The following is a 22,585-nucleotide window of genomic DNA, read 5'->3' as shown; positions in this document are numbered from 1 at the left end:
GCGGGGTTTTCTTCTCTTACACGATCTGGGGTGAGGTCGGGCAGATTCTCCCGGCCTCACCCCAGCGTTCACGTACTGCGGGCAGTTGTCTTACTGCAGGTAGTCGTTCGTCCACGCGCCATCAATGTCATCCATCGTCGCGGTGGTGAACCCGTTATCAACCATCCACTGGGTGTAGGAGCGGATGACCCCCTCGTCCATCTGCCCCCACTGTCCACTGGGCGCGTGCCACGTGGGCGCCATAAAGGCCAGGGAAGCTTTGAGGGTGTCTTCTTCGCTGGCGCACATGGTGCTGGCAATCAGCTGGATCGTCTCATCCTGATTGTCGCGCGCAAAGTCGTATCCCTTGCCGGTGGCCTGCAGGAAGCTGCGCACCGTGTCGCCATGCTCACGCAGGTAGGACTCTTCGACGCATAGGAAGTAGGCATGGTGTGGCGTGACCTCAATGTCGTCGAAGGAGATCTGAACGACCTGACCAAAGTCTTCCGACCCCTGGTAGGCTTCCCAGCCAAGCACGTTGAAGATCGCGTCATAATGACCTTTTTCGACTGCGCGGATGTCCGGCTCGAACACGCCAGGATCTTCCACGATGACCTTCGAGTAGTCTCCCCCGTCCTTTTCGACAGCTTCCTTGACCATTTCAGTCAGGCGTCCCACCGGTGGGATCGACACATGCTTGCCTTCCAGGTCACGGAAGCGGGTGATGCCCTTGGACTTCAACGTAATGACGCCGCCAAGCTGGTTCTGGTTGAATGTGGCGACCGCAACAAAGGGGTGATCAGTCTTCCGGGTTTCGAGCAGCTCGCCCAAGCGGATCGAGGCGAACTGGAATTCGCCGCGGGCGGTCAGTTCAGCGGGCGTGCCACGGTCAAAACCGTCCCAGGAGATGTCGACGTCCAGATCCTGGTCGGCATACAAGCCTTTCTTGCGTGCCACGAACAGGCCGGCGTGGTTGGGCCACGTCACGACGTATTCCAGACGAATTCTGACGAGGTTCATTGCTACCTTCTTTCTGCCCCTTGTTCGAGGGCGACTCTGATACTGGTGAGTGCGTGTAAGAACCGGGGATCTGTGCGCAGATTGGGATCGGTGCGGTTAGGCAGATCAATGGGGTAATCTGCGACAATGCGACCCGGCCGAGCGGACATGACAAGAACCCTGTCAGCAAGGGTAATGGCCTCTTCCACATCGTGCGTGACCAGCAGGATCGACAGTGCGCGCTGCCGGGCGGCGCTGACCAACCACCGTTGAATGCCGGCGCGCGTCATGGAATCAAGGGCGCCGAACGGCTCATCCAGTGCGATCAATGTGGGTTCAGCGAGCATCGTCCGCAGAAATGCCACACGCGAGCGCATTCCACCAGAGAGCTGGTCCGGATAGGCGTGTGCGAATTCGTCGAGCTCAAACTGAGCGAGAAGGTCGAGGGCGGCCTGCCGTGCCGTGGCCGGGGGTAGTTTGTGGATGAACAGCGGCAATGCGACGTTGTCAACAACAGTGCGCCACTGAAACAGACCGTCGTTTTGCGGCATCAGTGCGACGTGCGGGTTATCCACCTGCCATTCGAGCTGGCCGCTCGTGGCGTGATCCAGGCCGGACACGATACGCAGCAGCGTGGACTTGCCACATCCTGATGGCCCGACGATTGCCACAGTCTGATGTGGGTACAGAGTGGCTGAAATGCGATCGAGGGCCAGAGTGGGCGGGACCTGGAATTGTTTACTGACGTCATTGATGTGAAGCATGTGTCACCGCTTTCCAGGGAAACGCAATGCGTTCGGCCAGAGCAACAACGCCGTACAGCACCAGTGTCATCGCCGTCAACACTGCTGCGCCGACAAAGACCAGCTCGGTGCGAAACGAGGATTGCGCGGTCAGCAGGTAGATTCCCAAGCCATTGCGCGCTCCGACAAACTCAGCAGTCGCTGCCGTAGCCGGCCCGTAGGTGACGGTGATACGTAGCCCGGACATGAACACTGCGGCCGCAGCGGGCATGCGCACATGCGTGAGTATCCACCATTTCGATGCGCCCAAGGTCGTGGCCACGTCAATCTGGTCTCTGCTGGGCGATGCCAGTCCGCGCGCCAGCGGCACCACGATCGGGAAAAGCCCGAACAATCCGACCAGCAGTACTTTCGACGTGATACCGAAGCCGAACCAGATAATGAGCAGCGGCGCAATAGCGACGACCGGAATGGTCTGCGAGATGATGAGAACAGGGATGGCGACACGACCGATCGGGCGAATCGCAAAGATGATGAAAGCCAGGCTCACACCGCACACGAGTGCAAGCACCGTTCCCAGGCCAACTTCAAGGGCGGTGATCCTGGTGGCTTCCCAGACATTGGGCGCATCATCAAAGCCGGCGTGGATAATCGTCGAGGGCGCCGGCATAAGGCGTTCGTTGACGTTGAACGCGCGCACCGCCACCTCCCACGCGCACAGGAGCAACACCACAAACATCAGTGCGGGCATGAAACTGCCCCGGTGGTGTTGGTCGCGCTCACGTGCAGAGACGGCGGTGCGGTACCTCGCGGGCATCTGTTACTTCACGAACTCATTGGTGACGATGTCGTCAGCTGCGATCGGTTCGGTGACCGCAGTCCCCTTCTCGTCATACACGAGGCCCTGCTCGACAATGAATGCCAGGTAGGTGTTCCAGCGATCAATGTCGGCAAAGCCCACACCACCCTTTGAATCAGGCCAATACTGTGTGGAGAGTATTTCCTGGCTGCGGGTGACCAGTTCGGGATCAAGTTTGGCCTGTGGGTTGGCATCGACCAGAATTTTCGCCGCTTCATCGGGGTTATCCTTGGCGAACTCGTAGCCCTTTTGTGCTGCCTGCACGAAGGCGCGGACAAGGTCGGGATCCGATTCGATCAAGTCGTTGCGCGTCGAAATGCCGATCATTGCCGGAGTGGTGGGAACGTCATAGTCGGCGGGCTGGAACATGTGCAGCTTGGTGCCCGACAGTTCTGCCTCAATTGCCTCCCACGTGCTGAGAACCTCAGCAAAATCCGCCTGGCCTGATTCCAGAGCCGCCATCGCCTGCGCGCCCACAATGACGCGGTCAAATTCGCCTGTTCCGCCATCGTGCTGAATCATCATCTGGGTGGAGATATGGGCCGAATCGCCCGAGTAGTCTGCAATTGTCTTGCCGTCCAGATCTTTTGGACGGGTGATCCCCGAATCTTCCAGAACTCCCACGCCATAGGAGGACTTTTGCTGAATATTCAGCACCATCGTCAGCCCAAGGTTGGCGGCGTGAGCCGATGCCAGTGCATCTGCTCCCGAGATTCCAAAATCAGCGCCCTTCGCGCTGAGGACAGCGTCAACACCTGACTTGGAGAAGCCCATGATGTCCACATTCAATCCGGCGTCCGCGAAGTAGCCTTTTTCCTGGGCGACGAACAGTCCAGTGTGATTCGTGTTCGGTGTCCAGTCCAAGATGACGGACACATCACGCATCTGTCCAGAGGCCTGCGAAGCCGACTGGCCGGTGGCGTCGGCGCCTGACTGGTCAGCTGAGGACATATCCGACGATCCGCCTGATGAGCATGCGCCCAGCATGGCGACGCTGAGGAGGAGGGGCAAAAGCCTGGTTGTTTTCATGATCTCTCGATTGCTAGTTGGGTAACTGTGCGGATAAATTGAGTGCCGGATTCAGTGGTGAACCACCGGTGATGAGCATCCATCCCGATCGTGTACGCCCAATCCGACGTACGCCCCGGTATCGGGGCACGCTGGTCATACTCGATAACAGCGAGTTCGAACTCGGTGTTCGACACTGCCACCATCGGCGCGAGCATGCGAGCCTCCTCGCGCATCAGTGGGTACTGACTGACATACCCGTCCAGAAGGTCGCGCACCACCTGGGGACGCCACGCATTTTCGATACCTTCAGTGATGGTCAGCCAGTCGATCGCGTGACGTTCAATGAGCTGTGCCAGATCGAACAGCGACGGGTTGGCGTATGCCAGCCCAAAATCAAAGACACTGGTGATGACGGGACCCTGCCTGGTGTCCTTCCACATCGTGTTGGACACGTGCAGGTCCCCGTGTGTCCAGTAACGAGGGCGCTCCCGCAGCGGCTCAAGGGCCCGCGCAAAAGGAGCGACAACTGCCAGGTCACCAGCCAGGTCACGGCCGGTTCTGGACACATAGTTGGCAACGATGGGGTGCGCTTCGCACCAGGCTTCAAGACGGTCAAACGGATCACCCAGCATGAGGTCCATGCGCGACTGGTAAGGATTGGGCGGTGCGACCACTGCCGGAATCTTTTCAGAGGCGCGACGAAGCTGCCCCGCCACTCGGCCGATTTCCACGCTCTCTTCGCGTGTGTACGGCGGCATCCAGCTGGTCGTCGCACGGTAACGGTCTTCACCCGGCGCGCATTCGCTCACTTCCCAGACCCATCCGCCCATCGTCAGACATGTTCTGCCGGTATCGAAGGTGAAGAAGCGCGGCGTCGGGAAGGCGCCTGCGGCAAGCCGGTTCACGTAGTCATGTTTGGCACACAGGTCGTATTCGCTGATCAGGTGGGGCGCATAGCGTTTGATGAAGACGCGTGTTCCACATGCCAGCTGGGCGATACACGCCGAGGCCATTGGACGCGCCGAGTGAGTGAGGACCTGCGGGCACTGGGCGGAAGCACCCGCCAGATGCGGCATATCCACCAGGCGCTCTTCCAGCGCCGCCACATCCTGATCTGAGATCAGTGGCCACACATTGTTAATGATGTCGAGTTGTTCGTCTCGATTCATTTGCGGCTCCTCGTGCTCACCAATGCGCACGACTAAACCGCGTTCCTACGCCAGCATGATCTGGTTCAGGTATAACGGTCGGAGAATTTTCCCTCTCAGCCCGCCTGTCCGGGCTCCCGTGCCCCCTCACCATACCATCAGCTGCACGTCATACGTAAAACGAGGGTGCCCCACCCTCACATAGTGGATGGGTCACCCTCGTCAATGGGACAGGAAACACAGTGCGAACTAGTCGCGAGCCTTTTCCTTCATTTCCCACGTTTCGATGATGTCGCCCTCGGCAATGTCCTTGAAGCCCAGGGTGATACCGCATTCGTAGCCTTCGCGAACCTCGGTGACATCGTCCTTTTCGCGGCGCAGCGACGCGATCTCCAAATCGGGAGCAACCACGACACCGTCGCGAACCAGGCGGGCCTTCGAGCCGCGGCGAATGATGCCGTCACGGACAATGGAGCCTGCGATGTTACCGAACTTGCCGGAGCGGAAGACCTGGCGGATCTCAGCCGTGCCCAGCGCGACCTCTTCATAAATCGGCTTGAGCATGCCCTTCAGGGCCGCTTCGATATCGTCGATGGCTGCGTAGATGACCGAGTAGTACTTGATCTCCACGCCTTCCGCGTCGGCCATTTCAGCCACGCGCTCAGCCGGACGCACGTTAAAGCCGATGATGACCGCGTTATCGACGGTGGCCAGGTTGACATCGTTTTGCGTAATGGCTCCGACGCCGCGGTGGATGATCCGCAGGGCAACTTCGTCGCCCACGTCGATACGCAGCAAGGAATCTTCCAGAGCCTCAACGGCACCGGACACGTCACCCTTGATGACAAGGTTGAGGGTGTCAACTTCACCTTCCTTGAGAACCTTATCGAAGTCTTCGAGGGTGACGCGCTTGCGACGCTTGGCCAGCAGTGCTGCGCGCTCGGCAGCTTCTCGCTTGTCAGCGATCTGGCGGGCGGTGCGGTCATCGGATGCCACAAGGAAGGAGTCGCCTGCCCGTGGAACTGATGTCAGGCCGATCACCTGCACCGGTCGTGACGGACCGGCTTCCTGCACATCCTTGCCATACTCGTCGAACATGGCGCGCACGCGTCCGGAGGCGGATCCCACAACGAGGGCGTCTCCCACGCGCAGCGTTCCACGCTGGACCAGCATGGTGGCAACCGCACCACGACCACGGTCAAGGTTCGCTTCAATGGCGACGCCTCGCGCCTCGGTGTCAGGGTTTGCCTCCAGGTCAAGTGCGGCATCCGCTGTCAGGAGGACTGCTTCGAGCAGGTCACTGATGCCGGTGCGCTGCTTGGCGGACACGTCCACGAACATGACGTCGCCGCCATATTCTTCAGCCACAAGGTTGTATTCGGTGAGCTGGGAGCGGATCTTATCCGGATTGGCATCTTCCTTATCCACCTTGTTGACGGCCACAACGATCGGCACGTCCGCTGCCTGCGCATGGTTGATCGCTTCAACGGTCTGCGGCATGACGCCGTCATCGGCTGCGACCACCAGGATCGCAATGTCCGTCACCTTGGCGCCACGGGCACGCATAGCGGTGAAGGCTTCGTGACCAGGCGTGTCGATGAATGTGATGGGGCGGTCCTTGCCCTCCATATCCACCGTGACCTGGTAGGCGCCGATGTGCTGGGTGATGCCACCGTGTTCGGTGTCGACGACGTCGGTGTGCCGGATGGCGTCCAGCAGCTTCGTCTTACCGTGGTCGACGTGACCCATGACGGTGACGACCGGTGGGCGCGGCTTGAGGTGCTCTTCATCATCAAGTTCTTCGGCCTCAAGGTCGATATCGAAGGACTCAAGCAGTTCGCGATCCTCGTCTTCTGGGGAAACGACCTTGACGTTGTAGCCCAGTTCGTCGCCCAGTGTTTCAAAGGTGTCCTGATCCAGTGACTGCGTGGCCGTTGCCATTTCACCGAGGTGGAACAGAACAGTCACCAATGCTGCCGGATTGACGTCGATCTTTTCGGCAAGATCAGCCAGGGATGCGCCCTGACGGATGCGAATCTCCTGGCCATTTCCGCGAGGAATCTTCACGCCGCCGATTGTCGGTGCACTCTGCTCTTCGTATTCCTGCCGCCTTTCACGCTTGGACTTGCGTCCGCGACGCGAGCCGCTTCCACGGCCGAATGCGCCCGGTGTGGAGCCGCGACCACCGCGACCGCCACGGGGACGGCCACCGCTCGGGGGCGCAAATGCACCTGCGTGTGCGCCGACTCCTGGGCTGTTGTGACGTGAATTGTTGGAACGTCCACGTCCGCCACGTGACGGGCGGTCAGGCTTGGCGAACCGTGCCTGATCGGGCATCATCATCGGGTTTGGATGGTTGCCGCCGCGTGAACGGTTCGGGCGTTCAGCGCGGTGCTCGCCACCGCCGGAGCGGTTCGTGTGCGCAGCGCCACCTTGTGTGCCGCGGCCACCGGGCCTGTTGGTGCGCTGGCCACCGCGTGTTCCACCAGGTCGAGGCATACCTTGCGTGGATGCGAAGGGATTGTTGCCTGGGCGTGGCCCAGCAGGGCGCGGGCCGGGACGAGGTCCTGGGCGCGGTGCCGACTGGCGGCCATGAGCCTTGGAATCTGAAGCCGATGCTTTCTTGGCGGATTGGGGGCCGGGCTTGGGACCAGATTCTCCCGACGACACCGGTGCCGATGCGTGAGCATCGCCTGATTCCTGAGTATCGCGAGGTCCCGGTTTCGCCGCTGCAGCTGCCTTCTTGTCAGCTGCGTGCGCTACCGGTCCTGGCTTCGGTGCTCGCGCCTTGGCCGGTTTCTTTTCTGACTTTCCGGTCGGCGCATCATCACTGGCCGCACTGCTTTCTGGCTGTGCCAGGTCGGCAGGTGTGGACGCAGTGGACGACTTCCTGGTCGACTTACGAGACGCAGTAGTTGTCTTCGCAGCCGTTTTCCTTGTTTTCTTGGGTGCCTTCGCCTTCTCGGATTCTTCTGTGTCCTGAGGCGCAAGGGAGGCGTAGTGTTCACGCACGGCTCGAACCACTGGCGGTTCCAGAGCCGAGCTTGATGCCTTGACGAACTCTCCGCTATCGCGCAGGTACGCCAAGAGTTCTTTGCTGGCAATGCCGAGCTCTTTGGCGAGCTCGTGTACACGCAACTTTGCCACAATTCTCCTGTCCGGATCCGTCTCCGAACTGGAGACGGGACTTATCGTTCTTGCTGGCAGCTCATCGCTGGGTACTCATCGGGTGCCCATCAGCTTCCAACCCGCTTCCATTACTCGATGTCCAACGCACGGTGCGTTGCTGACAATGTGATCGTGTCGATCAGGTGATCCCACTGGTCCTCCCCCACGGTGTGAGGCAGGCGTAATGCATGTTCGAGGGCTCGCCGTCGGCGGGCCTTCTCCATGCATGTCGCATGTGCGTGAATCCACGCACCACGACCTGGCAGGATGCCTTTTGGATCCACCTGTGCGGATCCGTCGTGAGTCGCCACCATTCGAACCATGCTCGAGGGGGCGCCTCGCTGCCGGCAGCCAATACATGTGCGAATCGGGCCTGAATGGTCATGCGTCTCCACCGCACACATACTAGTCCAGCCCAACCAGTCTAACTGAGGTCGGCGTCCGTATTGGAATCTGTATGTGAGCGACTGGTCACGTCGTCCTCGTCCTCGTCCTCGGCAGTGATGTCGAATGCGTCGGTGCCGCTAACATCTGACACGCTAGCAGCCTCGTCACCTCCATAGGGCATGTCAGGCATCGATGAGCGTGACGCCTCCATCTTTCCGTCCGCATCCGTGTCGGAGTGAATATCAATGTGGAAACCTGTCAGACGCGCAGCCAGTCGAGCGTTTTGTCCCTCTTTGCCGATTGCCAGTGAGAGCTGGAAGTCAGGCACAACGGCGGTGGCGGTGTGATTTTCAACCGAATGCACGACCACTCGGCTCACGCGCGCCGGAGACAGCGCGTTGGACACGAAACGAGCAGGATCTGCCGACCAGTCAACGATGTCGATCTTTTCACCACCCAGCTCAGTCATCACCGAGCGCACACGCGACCCCATCGGCCCAATGCATGCTCCCTTGGCGTTGACACCTTCACGTGTTGCTGCAACGGCGATCTTCGTGCGGTGGCCCGCTTCGCGCGCAACGGCCTTGATCTCCACCAGACCCTGCTGGATCTCAGGAACCTCGCGTTCGAACAGGCCGAGCACCAAGCCGGGGTGGGTTCGTGACAGGACGATTCGCGCGCCACGCTCGGTGCGTTCAACCGACACGACGTAGGCGCGGATCCGCTCATTGTGGTGGTATTCCTCGCCCGGAACCTTTTCTGAATCCGGCAGCACGGCCTCGAAGTCGTCCGATAGTTTCACCAGCGTCAGGTGGCGTTCACGTGCCTGCTGGACAAGGCCGGTGACGATCTGCCCGGTCTTGGATGCGAAGTCGCCCAGAACTTTCTGATCGTCGGCGTCTCGCAGCCGCTGCATGATCACCGAGCGCGCAGTTGCCTGTGCGATGCGCCCAAAGTTGGAGGGAGTGTCATCGAATTCACCGATCGGGTTGCCGTCGTCGTCTTCCTCGGTCGCCATGACGGTGACCCGCCCTGAACGCTTGTCGATCTCAATGCGAGCTTTGCGGATAGCGCCCGGGATGTTGTGATACGCCTTGAGCAGCGCCTCTTCGATCGCGTCCACAAGAGTATTGAGATCTACACCTTTTTCCTGCTCCACCATTCGGAGCGCTGTCATGTCAATTTCCATGATCCCTCACTTGTCTGACTTACCCGTGCCAAGCTCGACGCGCGGACGCGCCTTCTTGATCGTGTCGTATTCAATGGTAACCGGCTCACCATCGACCACCAGAATGACCTGCTGATCAGCCACTTCGGACAGTCGCCCCTCAACGGTGGTCCCGTCGCGAAGCTTGACGCGGATGAGCCGTCCGATCTGTCTGCGCCAGTGCCGCGGCTGCGTGAGTTCACGCTCGGCTCCCGGTGTGGACACTTCCAGAATGTATTCACTGTCAATCGGGTCGGCCTCATCCATCGCCAAGGAAATGGCTCGTGAGACCTGCGCGAGTGTGTCGGAGTCAACTGACTCGTAGGAGTCTGCAGACGTGTCCTCACCGTAATCCACGCTGATGCGCACAATCGGACGCGCCTGGGGGCCGACGACCTCGATCTGATCGATGATGAGTCCGCACGTGGCGACGACGGGCTCCAGTATGCGCCTGATCAGATCCTGATCTACTGGCTGAGCGGGTTGTGCCACAGTTTCTTCCTTCCGAACGACACGCCAATATTCACTAGTTTAGCCACATGCGCATGCGATGATGACACCGTGAAGTTTTCCTCCAGCCTGCACCGCCACTCGTTTTACCATTTGGCGAGGGCGACGTGCGCAAGCGCCGCGATAGCTGCCATCGCCGTGACACTCACGGGCTGCGGGGTTCACCTGGAATCGGCGCAGGGCTCACTGCCTGAGCTGACAGCGCCCCAGCTGGTGCGCGATCGTGCTGTTCGCGCGGATTGGGCAATTGCCGCTCGCGCCAACGAGCTCGCTGATCTGGCCGGACAGTGTGAGCCGTGCCAGAAGGCGTGGCGCGATGTGGCCGACCGTGCCGCGCAGCGAGTCGAGTCACTGGGAGGCGTATGGGATCCGTGGCCTGATGGTGCCCCTGAGGGCGCTGACTTGCCCGATCCGATCGCTGAGGCTCCCGTTGCAGCGGATGCATTCGTCGCCTGGATGGCGGCCTGTGCTGTACGCGACTTGTCATCCGTCGCTGATCCTGCCCTGCTCAGTGATGCCGATGCGCGCATACTTTCCAGGGTCGCGGCGGCGCGCCTGGCGGATGCGACCACGCTCGGTGCGGTTGTGGGCGTTGATTACGGTGAGGGCGCATCAAGTGTGCTGGTACTGGCGAAACGGATTGCGGCTCGGACTTTCGGGGATTCTGCGGGCGGGTCTGCTCGTGATGGCGTGATGCGCGCGGCTCAGGGAATTTTGGATGCCCAGGAGGTTGCGCCTGTCGACACAGGCACCGTCCTCTTTGCGCACCTGGCACCCGCTGACCAGGGCATGCACAGCGATCAACGCGACTTCACTGAAGATGCTGACGTGTCCAATGCGGTGCGCGTATGGGACTGTGTCGGTCAGACTCTTCCTGCCCTCCAGGTGGAGGGCGAGGGGATCGCTGACGCATCTGCCACGGTGGATCGATTGTTGGAACGCACGCGAGTTGTCCTCAACGCTGGCGTGGACGATACGCGCGAGTTCCGGTGCCATCTGGAAGAGTCGTCACCTCAGTCACTGGATGCGTTGATGCTGGCAACGGATCTGACTCTGGTTGATTCCGCCGATGCGGATGTGCGCGCTCTGGGGGTGCGCAGCCTGGCCGCTGACATTGTGGCAGGAGCCGCATCGGGCAGTGCTGACATGTCAGACGCCCTCGATGCAGCCTTAAAGCAGTAACGTTTCTGTCCCTCACGTATTGCGGTGTGCGTGATACCTGCCCGCGCATTTTTCGCCTGTCATGCGCGGCGTCCAGTTGGGGGCCTAGTATGCGTATCCCATCACCGTCGGGGCAGGCGCTTGTCGTTGTGATTCTGCGGTGCCCCGACCGGGGCTCGAACCCGGGACAAACGGATTATGAGTCCGCTGCTCTAACCGACTGAGCTATCAGGGCAGATCTAGCCTAACCGCTTTAAGGCTTCGAAAGCGAATCGCGCCTGAACGCAAATGCCAGTGGTGTGGGTCATACTGTGCACCACGATGACAGGAACGCAAAACGGACCAGTCGCTGCCTTACCCCAATCATTCAGAGGAGTCTACTCATGAACCAGTTCACTGACGTTCACGCACTAGCTGTCAAGCTCTACGATGCCCTCGGCGCGTTCCGTGAGAACGCCGACGAAGATGAGGCCACATTGTGGATGCTGTACCAAACCTTAGCCGGGTGGCTGGCGAGCATGCTGCGCCATAAGGCTGCTGACGACCAGGTCGAACAGACACTTGCAGCGATCGCGCTGCGAGACGCACTACGAGAGTTCACGTTCGCAAGCTGCCTGGCATATGGCCAACTGATGAAAGTGATCCGCGAAACCGGTGAGGACCTGAATGATCTCGACACATCGGAGTTTGCTAGTCTTCACGACATCATCGAGGAATGCCTGACCGAAAGTAGGCTGACGCTGGGAGATCGCCTCACGAACATTTAAGCAATGATTGTCCGGGGAGCGTTCGGGCACGTGGTCTACGCGAGAGTAAGGCGAGGGGCCACTGTTCGGCCAATTGGAGCACGCCGATTGGCCCAAGTCAGGGCAATAAAAAGCTCCCGCGACTGGATTCGAACCAGTAACCGTCCGATTAACAGTCGGATGCTCTGCCGTTGAGCTACGCGGGATCAACGCATTGAAGTCTAGCGACTGATGACCAAAAGGGGCAACTTGAAAGAGGTGGTGTATCCCTCACTTTGTTGCACGTGCCAGTACAGCACTGCTCACGCGCCAACGGCCAGGGTGAGTGGCTCAGGCTCACATTCGCACGCTCATGTGAGGCCGCTGCTCGGTCTCGCTAGTCGAGGCCGACACCTTCGCGCACATCCCGTTCAAGCGCGTCCGCCTGATGCGCTTCCTCACCGGTTAGCGGCCCATCCGACACGAGTGTGGAGAACAACTGCCCATCAGCAGTTCGACGGATTGCAGCAGTCACTGTCGCACCCGAATCAACCGTCACCGAACGTTGAGTCACGATCGACTGCGACACAGCTTCACTCATAAGCGCCATAAAACGCTCTGGGTCCTCACTGATCGTGACGCCCGTGAACGGTTCGCGGTCGGGATCGACCCACGTGACGCTCAACGTCCGCTTCTCAGCGTTCCAGCGCGCATGCTGAACTTCGTACCACATGGCAGCGAGGTGGACACCCTCGTCACTGGCGACGAAAAATGCGTACTTGCCGGCGATGACTACTCGCCCGTCCTCGAGGCGCTCGCATGGAGCACTCGCATCATAGGCGGGCAGATGCTGCGCAACCGTGGAGGGAAGCTGGCTGTGAGAAGGTTTCGAAGGTGTCATAGCAATGAGGATATCCGCAACGGTGATCTAGTTCGCGTCCAGAAGCTGGCGCTCGTAAGGATCAACGCTCAAGCCGGCATCGATGATGGAGCGAGCCCACTCGCGAGCGCTGAACAGCGAATGATCACGGTAGTTGCCACACGACTTTTCATCCGTACCCGGCACATCGTCCCACGCGACGTCTTCGGCAATGGCGCGAAGAGAATCGGTCACTACGCGCGCAATGTCCTCCACTGCCGGTTCTCCCCACGTAATCAGATGGAACCCGGTACGGCAACCGAACGGTGAGCAGTCAATGATTCCGTCCATGCGGTCACGCAGGAGTGACGCCAAGAGGTGCTCAATCGTATGCAACCCCCCGGTGGGGATGGCGTTCGCGTTGGGCTGGACAAAACGAAGATCGAAATTCGAGATCACGTCACCGGCAGGCCCGCTCTCACGATTGATGAGCCGCACGTAAGGCGCGCGCACAGCCGTATGATCGAGCTGGAAACTTTCCACTTCCGCCATTTCTTCTCCTAATTCTGCTCAGCGAACGCTCGCCGCCGCTCTTCACATTTCATCAACTCTGTGAAGGTCTCAGCATAGCGCTCATCATCAGAGTTCATACGCTGCAGTTTCGCATGCAGCTCGGCACTTCGACGCGTCAGATCCATCCGCACCATCGCAGCAATAATGCCGCGCGAAAACGAACGCATTTGGTCGGGACGGTCCTGCGGCAAGGGTGCGACAGCCAGCTGCGTGACAACCGCATCGACAACCGGCCCGGCGCTTTCACGAATCGCTTCGGCAAATTTCTTCGTCGCAGCAGCTTCCGCCGCGTCCCCCCTGCCCATCGAGTCTTCTGCTCGGGTCAGCATGTCAGTAAAGGTCTGCAGCCCGCCGATAGCGCGCACAGCGTCGTGAACTGCCCTGTGAGCAGGCACCGTGAACGCTTCCCCGCCCAGTTCCTCAAAACCGGAATCCACCACGTCGACTGGGCGTTGAATCAACACCTCAAGGGCCTGGCGCTCCAGGTTCGCCACCGGATCGTCCATCACTGCTGCCGGCACTCGTCCAGGCACGCCCGCGCCCGCCATGTCCATTGCCGAGGGCGACGTGTAGCTGCGCGCCTGCGCATAACGACCACCCTGATTGGACGCCATCCGCGGCGCGGTGCGCACCGACTTGGCCACATCTCGCATATCCATGCCGAGCCAGCCTGCCAGTGAACGCGTGTACTCGTTACGCAACGCCCTGTCCTTGATCCCGGCCACCACGGGAGAGGCAGCGTGCAACGCGGCAACGCGACCTTCAGCAGTGTTCAAATCCTGCAGGTGCAGCAACGAGCGGATAACAAACTCAAACAGCGGTGTGCGCGAATTGACCAGATTTAATACCGCCTGATCACCGCTGCGAAGCCGCAAGTCACACGGATCCAGGCCAGATGTCTCCACGGCGACGAAAGTCTGGGCGGCAAAGTTCTGATCCTCACCAAAAGCACGAAGCGCCGCCTTGCGACCGGCCTCATCACCATCAAAAGTGAAAATGATTTCTCCACCGTGAGCACGTCCCGATGAGAGCACCACTCCGGCCGCAGGATCAGCACTGTCACCAAGCAGACGCCGCACGATCTTGACGTGCTCGGAGCCGAACGCCGTGCCGCATGTGGCCACCGCAGTGACTTCACCAGCCACATGCGCGGCCATCACATCGGTGTAGCCTTCCACAATGACGATGCGTCGACGCTTGGAAATTTCGCGCTTGGCCAGGTCAAGGCCATAAAGAACCTGTGACTTGTGGTAAATCGGTGTCTCGGGGGTATTCAGATACTTCGGAGAATTCGTGTCAGAATCGTCCAGGCGCCTCGCACCGAATCCGACGGTCGCGCCAGTAATGTCGCGGATTGGCCACATCAGGCGCCCTCGAAAACGATCGTAGATGCCGCGGTTACCCTGACTGGCAAGTCCGGCTGCCAGAATTTCCGCATCCGTGAATCCACGCGAGCGCAGCACACGTGTGAGCGAATCCCACGATTGCGGCGAATACCCGATCCCGAACTGCGCACTGTCGGACTGCGAAAAACCGCGGTTGGCCAGGAAAGTGCGGCCCGGCTTTGCCTCGTGGGACAGGAGCTGTTCGCGGTAGAAATCCTCTGCCACATTGTGGGCATCCAGGAGGCGCTGACGCTTCCCCGGTTCTTCCTCGCGTACCCGCCGGCCGCCTTCTTCATAGTGCAGCGTGATCGAGTAACGCTGGGCGAGCATCTCGACGGCTTCAACGAAGCTCATATGGTTGATCTTCTGGATGAAGCTGATGACGTCTCCGCCTTCACCACATCCGAAGCAGTGCCACAGGCCGACCACGGGGCGCACGTGGAATGACGGGGTCTTCTCGTCGTGGAAGGGGCACAGTCCTTTCAACGCACCCACGCCCGCACTCTTCAAGGTGACGTGTTCGCCTACCACCTCTTCGATCCGGCAGGCTTCACGCACCGCCGCTATGTCTTCTCGACGGATCATGCCAGCCATGGCTTCAGTGTACTGTTCCGCGCCCTCACGTCCACTGGGTCGATAGCAGTCCGCACAGGCGGGCGTGCCACTGTGAGGCTGAAATATCCGTCAATGTCGCCACCTGATCGATGACGACACGCAGCCGCTCGGCATCACCGTCGGCATGTTGCCATGCAGTCGCAAACGGCTCTTCGAGGTGCTGCCCGCGCGATTCGAGCAACGCGTCAACCAGGTCGGCAAGAATCGTGCGCTGATGCAGGTAGACCGGTTCGGTTTCTCGCGGAGACATCACGTAGTGCACAGCGATCCCCTTGAGCAGCTGAATCTCCGCCCGCACGTCCCGAGGAATCACCAGGTCCGCATGGTGCCGTCCCAGTGGGCCATCACCGGCCACTTCGCGCGTGGCCGCAACAACGCTTTGACAAAACCTGCCGATCAACTGGCTGGTCAGATTTTTCAAGGCCGCAAGGTCCGCATACGTGCCATCGAAACGGTGCAGCCACACCGGAAGCGTTAGCAGGCGCTCCATCGCCGCTTCCAGCTCATCGGCGCTCGCTCCCCCGCCGTACCACTGCAAAGTGGAGTCGATGATTCCGGCCACATGCTCGTCGTCACCCACGTGGCTGACATCCATCGCGTGCGTGGCGATCGCGTCTTCCACGTCGTGCACGCAGTATCCGATGTCATCAGACAGGTCCATGATCTGTGCTTCGAGGCAGCGCCTCCCGGCGGGCACATCGCCACGCATCCAGGTGAACACCTCAGCGTCGTCTTCATAGACGCCAAACTTCTTCATCGACTTGTCAGGGTCGGGGCCCTGGCCGCGCTTCCACGGATACTTCGCGATGGCGTCCAGCGTCGCCCTCGTCAAATTCAGTCCCGAGGGTGCCCCGTCCGGGGCGACAACTTTGGGTTCGAGGCGCACCACAATGCGCAGTGTCTGAGCGTTTCCCTCAAAGCCTCCGGCATCTTGCGCCAGGTCGTTGAGCACGCGTTCGCCGTTGTGACCGAACGGCGGGTGGCCCAAATCGTGAGACAGGCACGCTGCCTCCACAACGTCTGGATCTGCGCCAAGTTCTTTACCAAGCTCGCGACCCACCTGTGCCACTTCCAGTGAGTGCGTCAGGCGCGTGCGCACGAAGTCATCGCTGATGGGTCCCAGCACCTGAGTCTTGGCGCCCAAGCGTCTCAGCGCTGATGAATGGACAATTCGCGCGCGGTCACGTTCGAAATCGGTGCGTTCAGGATTCTTGGGTGATTCTGCGACGAATCGTTCACGGTCACCTGCCGAGTAGACGATCCGATGGGGCACCTGGGCGTGGTTCATGCGCTGGTTCACGGCTCCAGCCTAACGCCCGTACATGCTCTTCCCTGGACAATATGTGCCTTCGGCACGCGAATGGGCCACAATAGCATTATGTCTGACACGTCGACTTTTCACGTCGCATCCGATTCAAGCGTGACTACGCGACTGGTTCACCGCGTCCAACGGGGACATTTCCCCTGGTGGAGACGCGCCGTGATCTGCGATATCGGCGGCGGTGTGACCGATGAGGATTTGGAAGTTATCGAAAAACTCTCCTTCGATTTTGCGCGCGTCGGCTTCACGGCTGTTGCCGTCCGGCCCGCACATGCCGACATCGCGGTGGATGGGTCGCGCCTGGCATCATTTATCGAGCGTGTTCACCGCACCGGCGTCAAGGTCATCGTCCGACTGTCCGGCGCGCGCGTGCCGGGCAGCAGCGAGGGAGCGTTTGTCAACTTCGAACAGGACGTGTCCTCACTGGTCGTGCGCACGAGGGCGGCTCTGAAAGCCGGTGCCGACGGGATTGACCTGGGAATCATTCGCGAGGATGACCAGTCAGGTGACGATCAGGCGCAGCGCTTCACGCAACTGATCCACATTCTGCAGGCAGAGCTGGCCGATTTTGATCGCATGCCGATTCTGGCTGCAGAAAGCTCGATTACCACCCCACATGCATTAAGCCGTCACCTCGAAGAAGACTGGTTCCACCATCTGCGTGACGACGCTTTGGTGACATGCCCGTGGGACATTAACCAGCTGCGCGCACGCATTGAGCGCACGTTGTCGAAGCGTTCGAACCTCGGACACGTTTCTGCCTGGCAGTGGTCGCATTGCCCGACCGATAACCGACCGGTGAGCCCGGTACCCGGTTCGTGGGAAGAAGGCGCCGATCAGTGGAGACGAAACGCGATGGCACTGGTGGCGCTGTCACTTCCGGGCGCGGCCTACACACCGTTCGACAGGCTGGCCGGTCGCCGCAATTTTGATGCTCACGACGGGGCTCACGTGGAGTGGGAGCCGAGTGAGGATGCGCGCCGCGAGCGCGAAATGGTCTCACGTGCCCTGAGGATCCGTGTTGAGCGCTCCATGGGGTCAGGATCCTTGGCATACGTGAACCACCTGGCCTGGGCGCATGAGGGTGTGGGTGTGCACCTGTGCGCCGGCGTCATGGTGGTGGTCAACGCTTCTGATACTCCTGTTGAGGTTCCGCCCGAACATGCGCTGCTGCTTGATTCAACGGGGCGCTCCGGTGGTGAGCCGAATCAGCCCACTGTTGTCGGCCCTGACCAGTGCGCCTGGTTTGAAGCAGCCTTGGTTCAGGCCCCTCCCGTCTCCAGCTATTCGTAAGCCACACGGGCCTGCTCAATCAGAGAACCATCAGCGCCCGGGCATTGGCAACATCGCGCCGATCTCGATCCTGGGTCGGCCTGTTCTGCGGAGCAGCCCGACCAACGCGCTAATTGCTGGTCACCGCCACAATCGGCAGGGAGGGACGATCGCCGCGATCGACGGCGAATTCGGACTGGGCGGCCAGTGAGGCCATCGCGCAACTTCCGCATGCCGGTCGGCGTGGCTCAAATCCCTTGTCTTCCTCATCCCACACAATGTCGACTGTGCGGAAATCCAGCACGCCATCCGCGCTCTCGCGCCGATGCTGTTCCATCGCCGTTGAGATCATCAGCTTGATGCGGTTGAGCTGGTTGACCTGTGAGGCACCCGGATCGTAGTCCACTGACACCACATTGGCCTGCGGGTAGCGATTGCGCAGCGCGCGGAACATTCCCTTACCAATGATGTGGTTGGGCAGGCAGCCGAAAGACTGTGCACAGATGATGTTCGGGCAGCCATGTTCAATCATGTCAACTATCCCCAGGTTGTGAGCGTTCCACGATGCTGATGCCATCGCGTTGTGGAAGAACTGCATCAGTGTGGGCAGTTCCGCCTCACACCCTTCCTCTTCAATAACGCGCACCGCGTGGTTGTTTGCCTCGGGATGGAACTTCACCAGGATTTCCCCGACCAGTCCCACCAGGGGTTTGCGCGATGTCGCGCATGGCAAGCGCGGCGACATGCGCGAAATCATCAGACGCATCGCAGAAGAAGAATTCATTGCGAATGGATACGACGGCATCACAACCCGTCATATCGCGGCTCGCGCCAACTGCGATCCGGCAATGGTGAACTATTATTTCGACTCCAAGCAGCGTTTCCGCTCCTACGTACACTCCAGCATCATCCCCGACATTACTGACTTTATTCATCAGCACGTGTGCGGAACTGACGCTCCTCCCCTGTCACCCGCCACGCGCACAGCGATTGCGCGGGAGATTGAGTGCGTCATGTCCACGCTGTACGGTGTGGCCACGATGCGCTACATTGTCCAGCTCGAACCTCTCGCATCCATGTCAGAGCAGGCACTTATCGACGAGTTCGCTCCCATCGCGCAGCGCCGCCTGGATACGGTTGTCGAACTGGTTCGCTCGCCACGGAGCCGGTAGGTCTCCTCGCGCCCACACGCTCACGCTTCCTTGGTCAGGTGAGTGATGGTGTAGGTTTCGCCAGGACGCGTATCGAATGCGAGGTGCGTGGCGTCCAGCAGCGTCGATCTCACGCACGCGCCGTCAGCGCTTGTCACGGTCGCGTTCGAGGCTCCCGACAGACGTACCACTGCGTGCCCGCCGCTTCCGGAGGTAATCGTCATCAAAGTGACGGCGCCATCGGCCCATTCATAGCCAACCGTGAAGTTGCCGCGAGCGCGCAGCCCACTGACTCGACCGTTTCTCCACACGCGCGGCAACGCGGGCGCTGGATACATATAGTTGCGGTACTCGCGTCCATCCTGACTCACCCAGGTCGAATTGGACTGCAGCAGCATTTCGCTGACACCTGCGGTGTAGCCGAAGTTCCCGTCGATCTGGAACGGCGGGTGTGTATCGAACAGGTTGGGGTAGATCCCGTTGGCAAAAAAAGACTGGATGATGCGGTGCGCACGCTCCCCATCACCGGCGCGGGCCCACGAATTCAGTCGCTGAGCAATTCCCCACCCGGTCGCGCGGTCAGATCGATCATTCATCGACACCTTTGCCGCGTCGAGGAATTCTGCATGATCAACAGTGATCAGGTCGCCAGGATAGAGGCCCAGCACATGCGACATGTGGCGGTGGTAGCACTGATAGTCCGCGATCGCGGAGCCATCCGTATGATGCCCGAGGGCGCCCTCGTCGTACCATTCCTTGATCTGGCCTGAGTCGCCAATGACGATGGGGTCGAGCAGCTGCCTGGCGCACGCCCATGAACGTGAAGCGTCCGAGGTGAACGCGCCGCCATTTTCCCAGTCCCGCTCCCAATCGTCGATGGAGCAGCTCTCATCCATCGTCAGCCGATCGGCATCCACCTGCAGCACCTCTGCCGCTTCGATGGCGTCAGTCAGCATTTGCCAGATCAGGGTCTGCTCGTACACGTTGCCGTCAGTGACCGGCCCATGTTCGGGCGAGTAGGCAGGCGATGAGACTAGGCGGCGTGTGCCCGTCGAGTCGGTGGACGGGTGCAGCAGGCGCTGCACGTACAGGTCTGCCTGTTCTTTGAGCAGCGGGTAGATGTCTTCTCGCAGGCGCTCCGTGTCCCCGGTGAACTCGTACCATTCGTAGACGTTGTGCAGCATCCACGGAACCACGGCGGGCGACCATCCCCAGAAAAAGTCACGTCCCGGAGTGGTCCAGCCAAATGGAGTGTTCTCGGTGTGAGCGCTGAAACCTGATCCTTCACTGCCATCGGTACCCAGGTAGATGCGTGCCGTGCGTCTGCCCGGTTCGACCAGAGCCTTCATGAAGCGGATCATCGGATCGGCAGTTTCGACCAGGTTCGTACTGTAGGCCGCCCAGTAGATCATCTGCATGTTGACGTTGAGGTGGTAGTCGGAGTTCCATGCATTCGGCCCAACGGTATCGTCAGACCTGTTCGCCCATACGCCCTGCAAATTGGCTGGCAGCAGTGAGTTCTCCCGCGAGGAGCTGATGCCGAGGTAGCGTCCGTACTGAAACAGCACAACTTCCAGTTCGCGTTGCTGCGCAGGCGAGGCATCTCCTGCGCGGTAGGCGTCGAGTAGCACGTCAGTCGGAACGGTCCGGGCGCACTGATCCGCTTCGCCCCCGTCACATTGGCCCGCATTTTTCGCGTCGCATTGGCCCAGGTCCAGCTCCACTCTGTCAAACAGCGCGCTGTAGTCACGCTGGTGGCGTTCACGCAGGTCATCAATGCTGCGTGCAGCAGCCTCTTCCAGCACCGCCCTGACACGTCTCGACACATCGCGCGGGCTCTCGCCAGTTCGATATGCCGGAAACGTCAGCGCATAATCAGTCGCCGCGCTCACCAGCAGCGACACGTGCGTGCACCCTGCAATACTCAAGTGGTCTCCCCCGTCGCTGACCTCGCCGTCAGTGCTGGCCACTTTAATTGCCGAGGCATAGCGCAGGCCGTTGTTATGCAGTGCACCGCTGACTTCAAGGAGGCCTCCAGCCACGTCAACGGTGGTGCGCTCAGCGTTTTTCTGACTGTCCTGCTTCGTTGGAAACGACACGGCCAGTGTCTGTGCGGTGGTGGACGTCAGATGCATGACAAGAACGTTGTCAGGGTTGGAGGCAAAGTATTCGCGGGTGATGTGTGTCCCGTCATGATCGAATGCGACGTGCGCGATCCCGGTCGACAGATTCAGGTCACGTTCATAATTCGAGTAGTGGTCATCAGCGAAACCGTAGTCGAGGTAGACGGTTCCCCACGCCTGGTAGCCTCCTTGTTCGGCGGCATTGAAGCCGCCTATGAGAGTGTTCGACGCCAGGCGCGCTGCTTCTTCGCGGCGTCCCTGTTCGAATAGGTGCTGCACCGAGCGCAGCGTCTGGCCGTTTCTGCCGTGTTCGACTGAGTTGCCGCCGTCATAGGTCGGCGTGCTTCCCGGTCCGCCCGTCCACAGGGTTTTCTCGTTGAAACCGATGCGATCGCGGCTGATCTCACCAAATATCGCGCCGCCCAGGTCACCGTTTCCGATCGGCATCACTGTTTCCTGCCAGATGCGAGAGTCAGCGTCCACGATGGAGGGCGAGCCAGCTTGCGGCCCTTTTCCACTGGACATCAGTTCGGTCAGGCTCGCCGGTTGCCTGTACCACAGGCGCAGGTCGTGGTGGTGTGACGTTGTATGCTGAGCGCTCGCCATGAGGCGCCTTCCTTCGATCGGTGCGCGGTGCGCAATGTCAGTGCGCACGGTGCGCATGTCCACGTAGTGTGTGTGCTACCTGTTGAGCCGGCAACTGGCCAGGCGCACTGGACGCGCCGACCGTTGCAAATGTGGCCGCCAGTCCAAACTCAGGCCCCGCCAGGCGTGTCGCCACACCAGCCTCGCCCATGCCGATACAGATCGTCGGCACGTCCAGGTGCGACATCGCCCACCGTCCAGCCTGCATAATCGCGTCCGCATCAGCATGTGAGTGAGCGCGATAGGCGACCTTGACGATATCTCCATCCAGTGCCGCCATCTGCTCAAGCTGGCGCGTGATCTCTTCAGGTGACGGTGTCAGCTCCCAGTTGTGTGCGGAAATAATGACGGTACTGCCATCGTTGTGAGCATCGTCCACGATCTGTGCGCTGCTCGGCCATCTGGCTTCCACGTCCACACAGGGCGCAAGCGCCGCCAGTTTCCTGACACTGTGAGCGTATGCGTTTTCATCCAGGGCGCTGCGGCCGCCCTCGTCAATGGTGCGTATGGTGGCGAGGACGGGAATGGTGCACCGTTGGACAACAGCGCTGCACACGCTGGCAAGCTCGTCGGGATCTGGCCACATATCTGCGCGCCACTCGGCAAGATCAATCGGCTCGCCATGCAGGTTGTCGATCTCGTCGACGAGGGCGTCCCATGTGCTCCCGGTCAGCGGTGCGATAATTCTGGTCGGATTCCCCGGCCCCAGGAAAACGGGGCCGATCTGGACTTCTCGTTGCATGT

General features: G+C 60.3%; 20 protein-coding genes, 2 tRNA genes and 1 riboswitch. Of the genes, 4 read left to right on the top strand and 18 right to left on the bottom strand.

Going from position 1 to position 22,585, the window contains the following annotated elements; genetic code table 11:
- Nucleotides 1-90: 90 nt before the first annotated feature.
- From BLT69_RS03750 to rimP, 9 genes are all read right to left on the bottom strand, one after another.
- Nucleotides 91-999 (bottom strand): ABC transporter substrate-binding protein, encoded by a 909-nt coding sequence (locus tag BLT69_RS03750; RefSeq protein WP_092648444.1) that lies wholly within the window; start codon nucleotides 997-999, stop codon nucleotides 91-93.
- 2 nt (nucleotides 1,000-1,001) lie between these two features.
- Complete coding sequence (locus BLT69_RS03745; protein WP_058236415.1) at nucleotides 1,002-1,742, bottom strand: ABC transporter ATP-binding protein; 741 nt, start codon at nucleotides 1,740-1,742, stop codon at nucleotides 1,002-1,004.
- Entirely contained in the window at nucleotides 1,726-2,538 is an 813-nt protein-coding gene (locus tag BLT69_RS03740; protein WP_058236414.1) for an ABC transporter permease, read from the bottom strand. Before BLT69_RS03740 ends, BLT69_RS03745 begins: the two co-directional genes overlap by 17 nt.
- Nucleotides 2,539-2,541: 3 nt before the next feature.
- Nucleotides 2,542-3,609, bottom strand: a complete 1,068-nt coding sequence (locus BLT69_RS03735) for an ABC transporter substrate-binding protein (protein WP_083314392.1) — start codon at nucleotides 3,607-3,609, stop codon at nucleotides 2,542-2,544.
- Entirely contained in the window at nucleotides 3,606-4,760 is a 1,155-nt protein-coding gene (locus BLT69_RS03730; RefSeq protein WP_092648443.1) for a phosphotransferase enzyme family protein, read from the bottom strand. The genes BLT69_RS03735 and BLT69_RS03730 overlap by 4 nt, the downstream gene beginning before the upstream one ends.
- Before the next feature lie 24 nt (nucleotides 4,761-4,784).
- Nucleotides 4,785-4,890, bottom strand: a riboswitch (TPP riboswitch).
- 98 nt (nucleotides 4,891-4,988) lie between these two features.
- Nucleotides 4,989-7,886, bottom strand: coding sequence for a translation initiation factor IF-2 (gene infB / locus BLT69_RS03725; protein WP_257590399.1), 2,898 nt, complete (start codon nucleotides 7,884-7,886; stop codon nucleotides 4,989-4,991).
- A gap of 110 nt (nucleotides 7,887-7,996) precedes the next feature.
- Nucleotides 7,997-8,311 carry a YlxR family protein gene (locus BLT69_RS03720; RefSeq protein WP_074026152.1) on the bottom strand — a complete coding sequence of 105 codons (315 nt, stop codon included), beginning with the start codon at nucleotides 8,309-8,311 and terminating at the stop codon, nucleotides 7,997-7,999.
- Nucleotides 8,312-8,331: 20 nt separating this feature from the next.
- On the bottom strand, nucleotides 8,332-9,483 hold the full coding sequence (gene nusA / locus BLT69_RS03715) for a transcription termination factor NusA (protein WP_092648442.1): 1,152 nt from the start codon (nucleotides 9,481-9,483) through the stop codon (nucleotides 8,332-8,334).
- A gap of 6 nt (nucleotides 9,484-9,489) precedes the next feature.
- Nucleotides 9,490-9,993 carry a ribosome maturation factor RimP gene (rimP, locus tag BLT69_RS03710; protein WP_257525422.1) on the bottom strand — a complete coding sequence of 168 codons (504 nt, stop codon included), beginning with the start codon at nucleotides 9,991-9,993 and terminating at the stop codon, nucleotides 9,490-9,492.
- Between the two features lie 69 nt (nucleotides 9,994-10,062).
- Here rimP and BLT69_RS03705 point away from each other — a divergent pair, with 69 nt between their 5' ends.
- Complete coding sequence (locus BLT69_RS03705; protein WP_092648441.1) at nucleotides 10,063-11,193, top strand: hypothetical protein; 1,131 nt, start codon at nucleotides 10,063-10,065, stop codon at nucleotides 11,191-11,193.
- 140 nt (nucleotides 11,194-11,333) lie between these two features.
- On the opposite strand, the gene BLT69_RS03700 is transcribed toward BLT69_RS03705, so the two are convergent.
- A tRNA-Ile gene (locus tag BLT69_RS03700) sits at nucleotides 11,334-11,407 on the bottom strand.
- 148 nt (nucleotides 11,408-11,555) lie between these two features.
- Between BLT69_RS03700 and BLT69_RS03695 the strand changes: the two genes are divergently transcribed.
- A complete protein-coding gene (locus BLT69_RS03695; protein WP_092648440.1) occupies nucleotides 11,556-11,939 on the top strand; it encodes a hypothetical protein in 384 nt (127 codons plus the stop codon).
- A 113-nt stretch (nucleotides 11,940-12,052) separates the two neighbouring features.
- Here the strand turns inward: BLT69_RS03695 and BLT69_RS03690 are convergent.
- The 5 genes from BLT69_RS03690 to BLT69_RS03670 form a co-directional block, all read right to left on the bottom strand.
- Nucleotides 12,053-12,124 (bottom strand) — tRNA-Asn (locus BLT69_RS03690).
- A 170-nt stretch (nucleotides 12,125-12,294) separates the two neighbouring features.
- Nucleotides 12,295-12,798 carry a hypothetical protein gene (locus BLT69_RS03685; protein WP_058236407.1) on the bottom strand — a complete coding sequence of 168 codons (504 nt, stop codon included), beginning with the start codon at nucleotides 12,796-12,798 and terminating at the stop codon, nucleotides 12,295-12,297.
- A gap of 27 nt (nucleotides 12,799-12,825) precedes the next feature.
- Nucleotides 12,826-13,308, bottom strand: a complete 483-nt coding sequence (locus tag BLT69_RS03680; RefSeq protein ID WP_058236406.1) for an S-ribosylhomocysteine lyase — start codon at nucleotides 13,306-13,308, stop codon at nucleotides 12,826-12,828.
- A gap of 8 nt (nucleotides 13,309-13,316) precedes the next feature.
- Nucleotides 13,317-15,308 (bottom strand): DNA primase, encoded by a 1,992-nt coding sequence (gene dnaG, locus BLT69_RS03675; RefSeq protein ID WP_092648439.1) that lies wholly within the window; start codon nucleotides 15,306-15,308, stop codon nucleotides 13,317-13,319.
- A gap of 25 nt (nucleotides 15,309-15,333) precedes the next feature.
- Nucleotides 15,334-16,617 (bottom strand): deoxyguanosinetriphosphate triphosphohydrolase, encoded by a 1,284-nt coding sequence (locus BLT69_RS03670; RefSeq protein WP_092649081.1) that lies wholly within the window; start codon nucleotides 16,615-16,617, stop codon nucleotides 15,334-15,336.
- 90 nt (nucleotides 16,618-16,707) lie between these two features.
- Between BLT69_RS03670 and BLT69_RS03665 the strand changes: the two genes are divergently transcribed.
- Complete coding sequence (locus BLT69_RS03665) at nucleotides 16,708-17,943, top strand: beta/alpha barrel domain-containing protein (RefSeq protein ID WP_157886341.1); 1,236 nt, start codon at nucleotides 16,708-16,710, stop codon at nucleotides 17,941-17,943.
- Nucleotides 17,944-18,052: 109 nt separating this feature from the next.
- Here the strand turns inward: BLT69_RS03665 and BLT69_RS03660 are convergent, their stop codons facing one another.
- Nucleotides 18,053-18,667 (bottom strand): hypothetical protein, encoded by a 615-nt coding sequence (locus BLT69_RS03660; RefSeq protein ID WP_371935799.1) that lies wholly within the window; start codon nucleotides 18,665-18,667, stop codon nucleotides 18,053-18,055.
- On the opposite strand from BLT69_RS03660, the gene BLT69_RS03655 reads away from it, so the two are divergent.
- Nucleotides 18,666-19,094, top strand: coding sequence for a TetR/AcrR family transcriptional regulator (locus BLT69_RS03655; RefSeq protein WP_092648437.1), 429 nt, complete (start codon nucleotides 18,666-18,668; stop codon nucleotides 19,092-19,094). The genes BLT69_RS03660 and BLT69_RS03655 overlap by 2 nt on opposite strands.
- A 20-nt stretch (nucleotides 19,095-19,114) precedes the next feature.
- On the opposite strand, the gene BLT69_RS03650 is transcribed toward BLT69_RS03655, so the two are convergent.
- Together BLT69_RS03650 and aroD are read right to left on the bottom strand one after the other, a co-directional pair.
- Nucleotides 19,115-21,859, bottom strand: coding sequence for a glycoside hydrolase family 95 protein (locus BLT69_RS03650; RefSeq protein WP_092648436.1), 2,745 nt, complete (start codon nucleotides 21,857-21,859; stop codon nucleotides 19,115-19,117).
- A complete protein-coding gene (gene aroD, locus BLT69_RS03645) occupies nucleotides 21,840-22,583 on the bottom strand; it encodes a type I 3-dehydroquinate dehydratase (protein WP_157886340.1) in 744 nt (247 codons plus the stop codon). Before aroD ends, BLT69_RS03650 begins: the two co-directional genes overlap by 20 nt.
- Between the last annotated feature and the right edge of the window lie 2 nt (nucleotides 22,584-22,585).

Origin of the sequence: Schaalia radingae (assembly GCF_900106055.1) — a bacterium.
Taxonomy (GTDB): Bacteria; Actinomycetota; Actinomycetes; order Actinomycetales; family Actinomycetaceae; genus Pauljensenia; species Pauljensenia radingae_A.
The sequence above is the reverse complement of the archived record's forward strand: the minus strand, read 5'-3'. Positions and strand labels throughout refer to the sequence as shown.

Coding starts and splice junctions, on each gene's coding strand:
- BLT69_RS03670 (WP_092649081.1), bottom strand. CDS start 16,617: ATGAACCACGCCCAGGTGCCCCATCGGATCGTCTACTCGGCAGGTGAC.
- BLT69_RS03650 (WP_092648436.1), bottom strand. CDS start 21,859: ATGCGCACCGTGCGCACTGACATTGCGCACCGCGCACCGATCGAAGGA.
- BLT69_RS03660 (WP_371935799.1), bottom strand. CDS start 18,667: ATGTCGCCGCGCTTGCCATGCGCGACATCGCGCAAACCCCTGGTGGGA.
- aroD (WP_157886340.1), bottom strand. CDS start 22,583: ATGCAACGAGAAGTCCAGATCGGCCCCGTTTTCCTGGGGCCGGGGAAT.
- BLT69_RS03735 (WP_083314392.1), bottom strand. CDS start 3,609: ATGAAAACAACCAGGCTTTTGCCCCTCCTCCTCAGCGTCGCCATGCTG.
- BLT69_RS03680 (WP_058236406.1), bottom strand. CDS start 13,308: ATGGCGGAAGTGGAAAGTTTCCAGCTCGATCATACGGCTGTGCGCGCG.
- dnaG (WP_092648439.1), bottom strand. CDS start 15,308: ATGGCTGGCATGATCCGTCGAGAAGACATAGCGGCGGTGCGTGAAGCC.
- BLT69_RS03685 (WP_058236407.1), bottom strand. CDS start 12,798: ATGACACCTTCGAAACCTTCTCACAGCCAGCTTCCCTCCACGGTTGCG.
- BLT69_RS03740 (WP_058236414.1), bottom strand. CDS start 2,538: ATGCCCGCGAGGTACCGCACCGCCGTCTCTGCACGTGAGCGCGACCAA.
- BLT69_RS03655 (WP_092648437.1), top strand. CDS start 18,666: ATGCGCGAAATCATCAGACGCATCGCAGAAGAAGAATTCATTGCGAAT.
- BLT69_RS03665 (WP_157886341.1), top strand. CDS start 16,708: ATGTCTGACACGTCGACTTTTCACGTCGCATCCGATTCAAGCGTGACT.
- BLT69_RS03750 (WP_092648444.1), bottom strand. CDS start 999: ATGAACCTCGTCAGAATTCGTCTGGAATACGTCGTGACGTGGCCCAAC.
- nusA (WP_092648442.1), bottom strand. CDS start 9,483: ATGGAAATTGACATGACAGCGCTCCGAATGGTGGAGCAGGAAAAAGGT.
- BLT69_RS03695 (WP_092648440.1), top strand. CDS start 11,556: ATGAACCAGTTCACTGACGTTCACGCACTAGCTGTCAAGCTCTACGAT.
- BLT69_RS03720 (WP_074026152.1), bottom strand. CDS start 8,311: ATGTGTGCGGTGGAGACGCATGACCATTCAGGCCCGATTCGCACATGT.
- BLT69_RS03730 (WP_092648443.1), bottom strand. CDS start 4,760: ATGAATCGAGACGAACAACTCGACATCATTAACAATGTGTGGCCACTG.
- BLT69_RS03745 (WP_058236415.1), bottom strand. CDS start 1,742: ATGCTTCACATCAATGACGTCAGTAAACAATTCCAGGTCCCGCCCACT.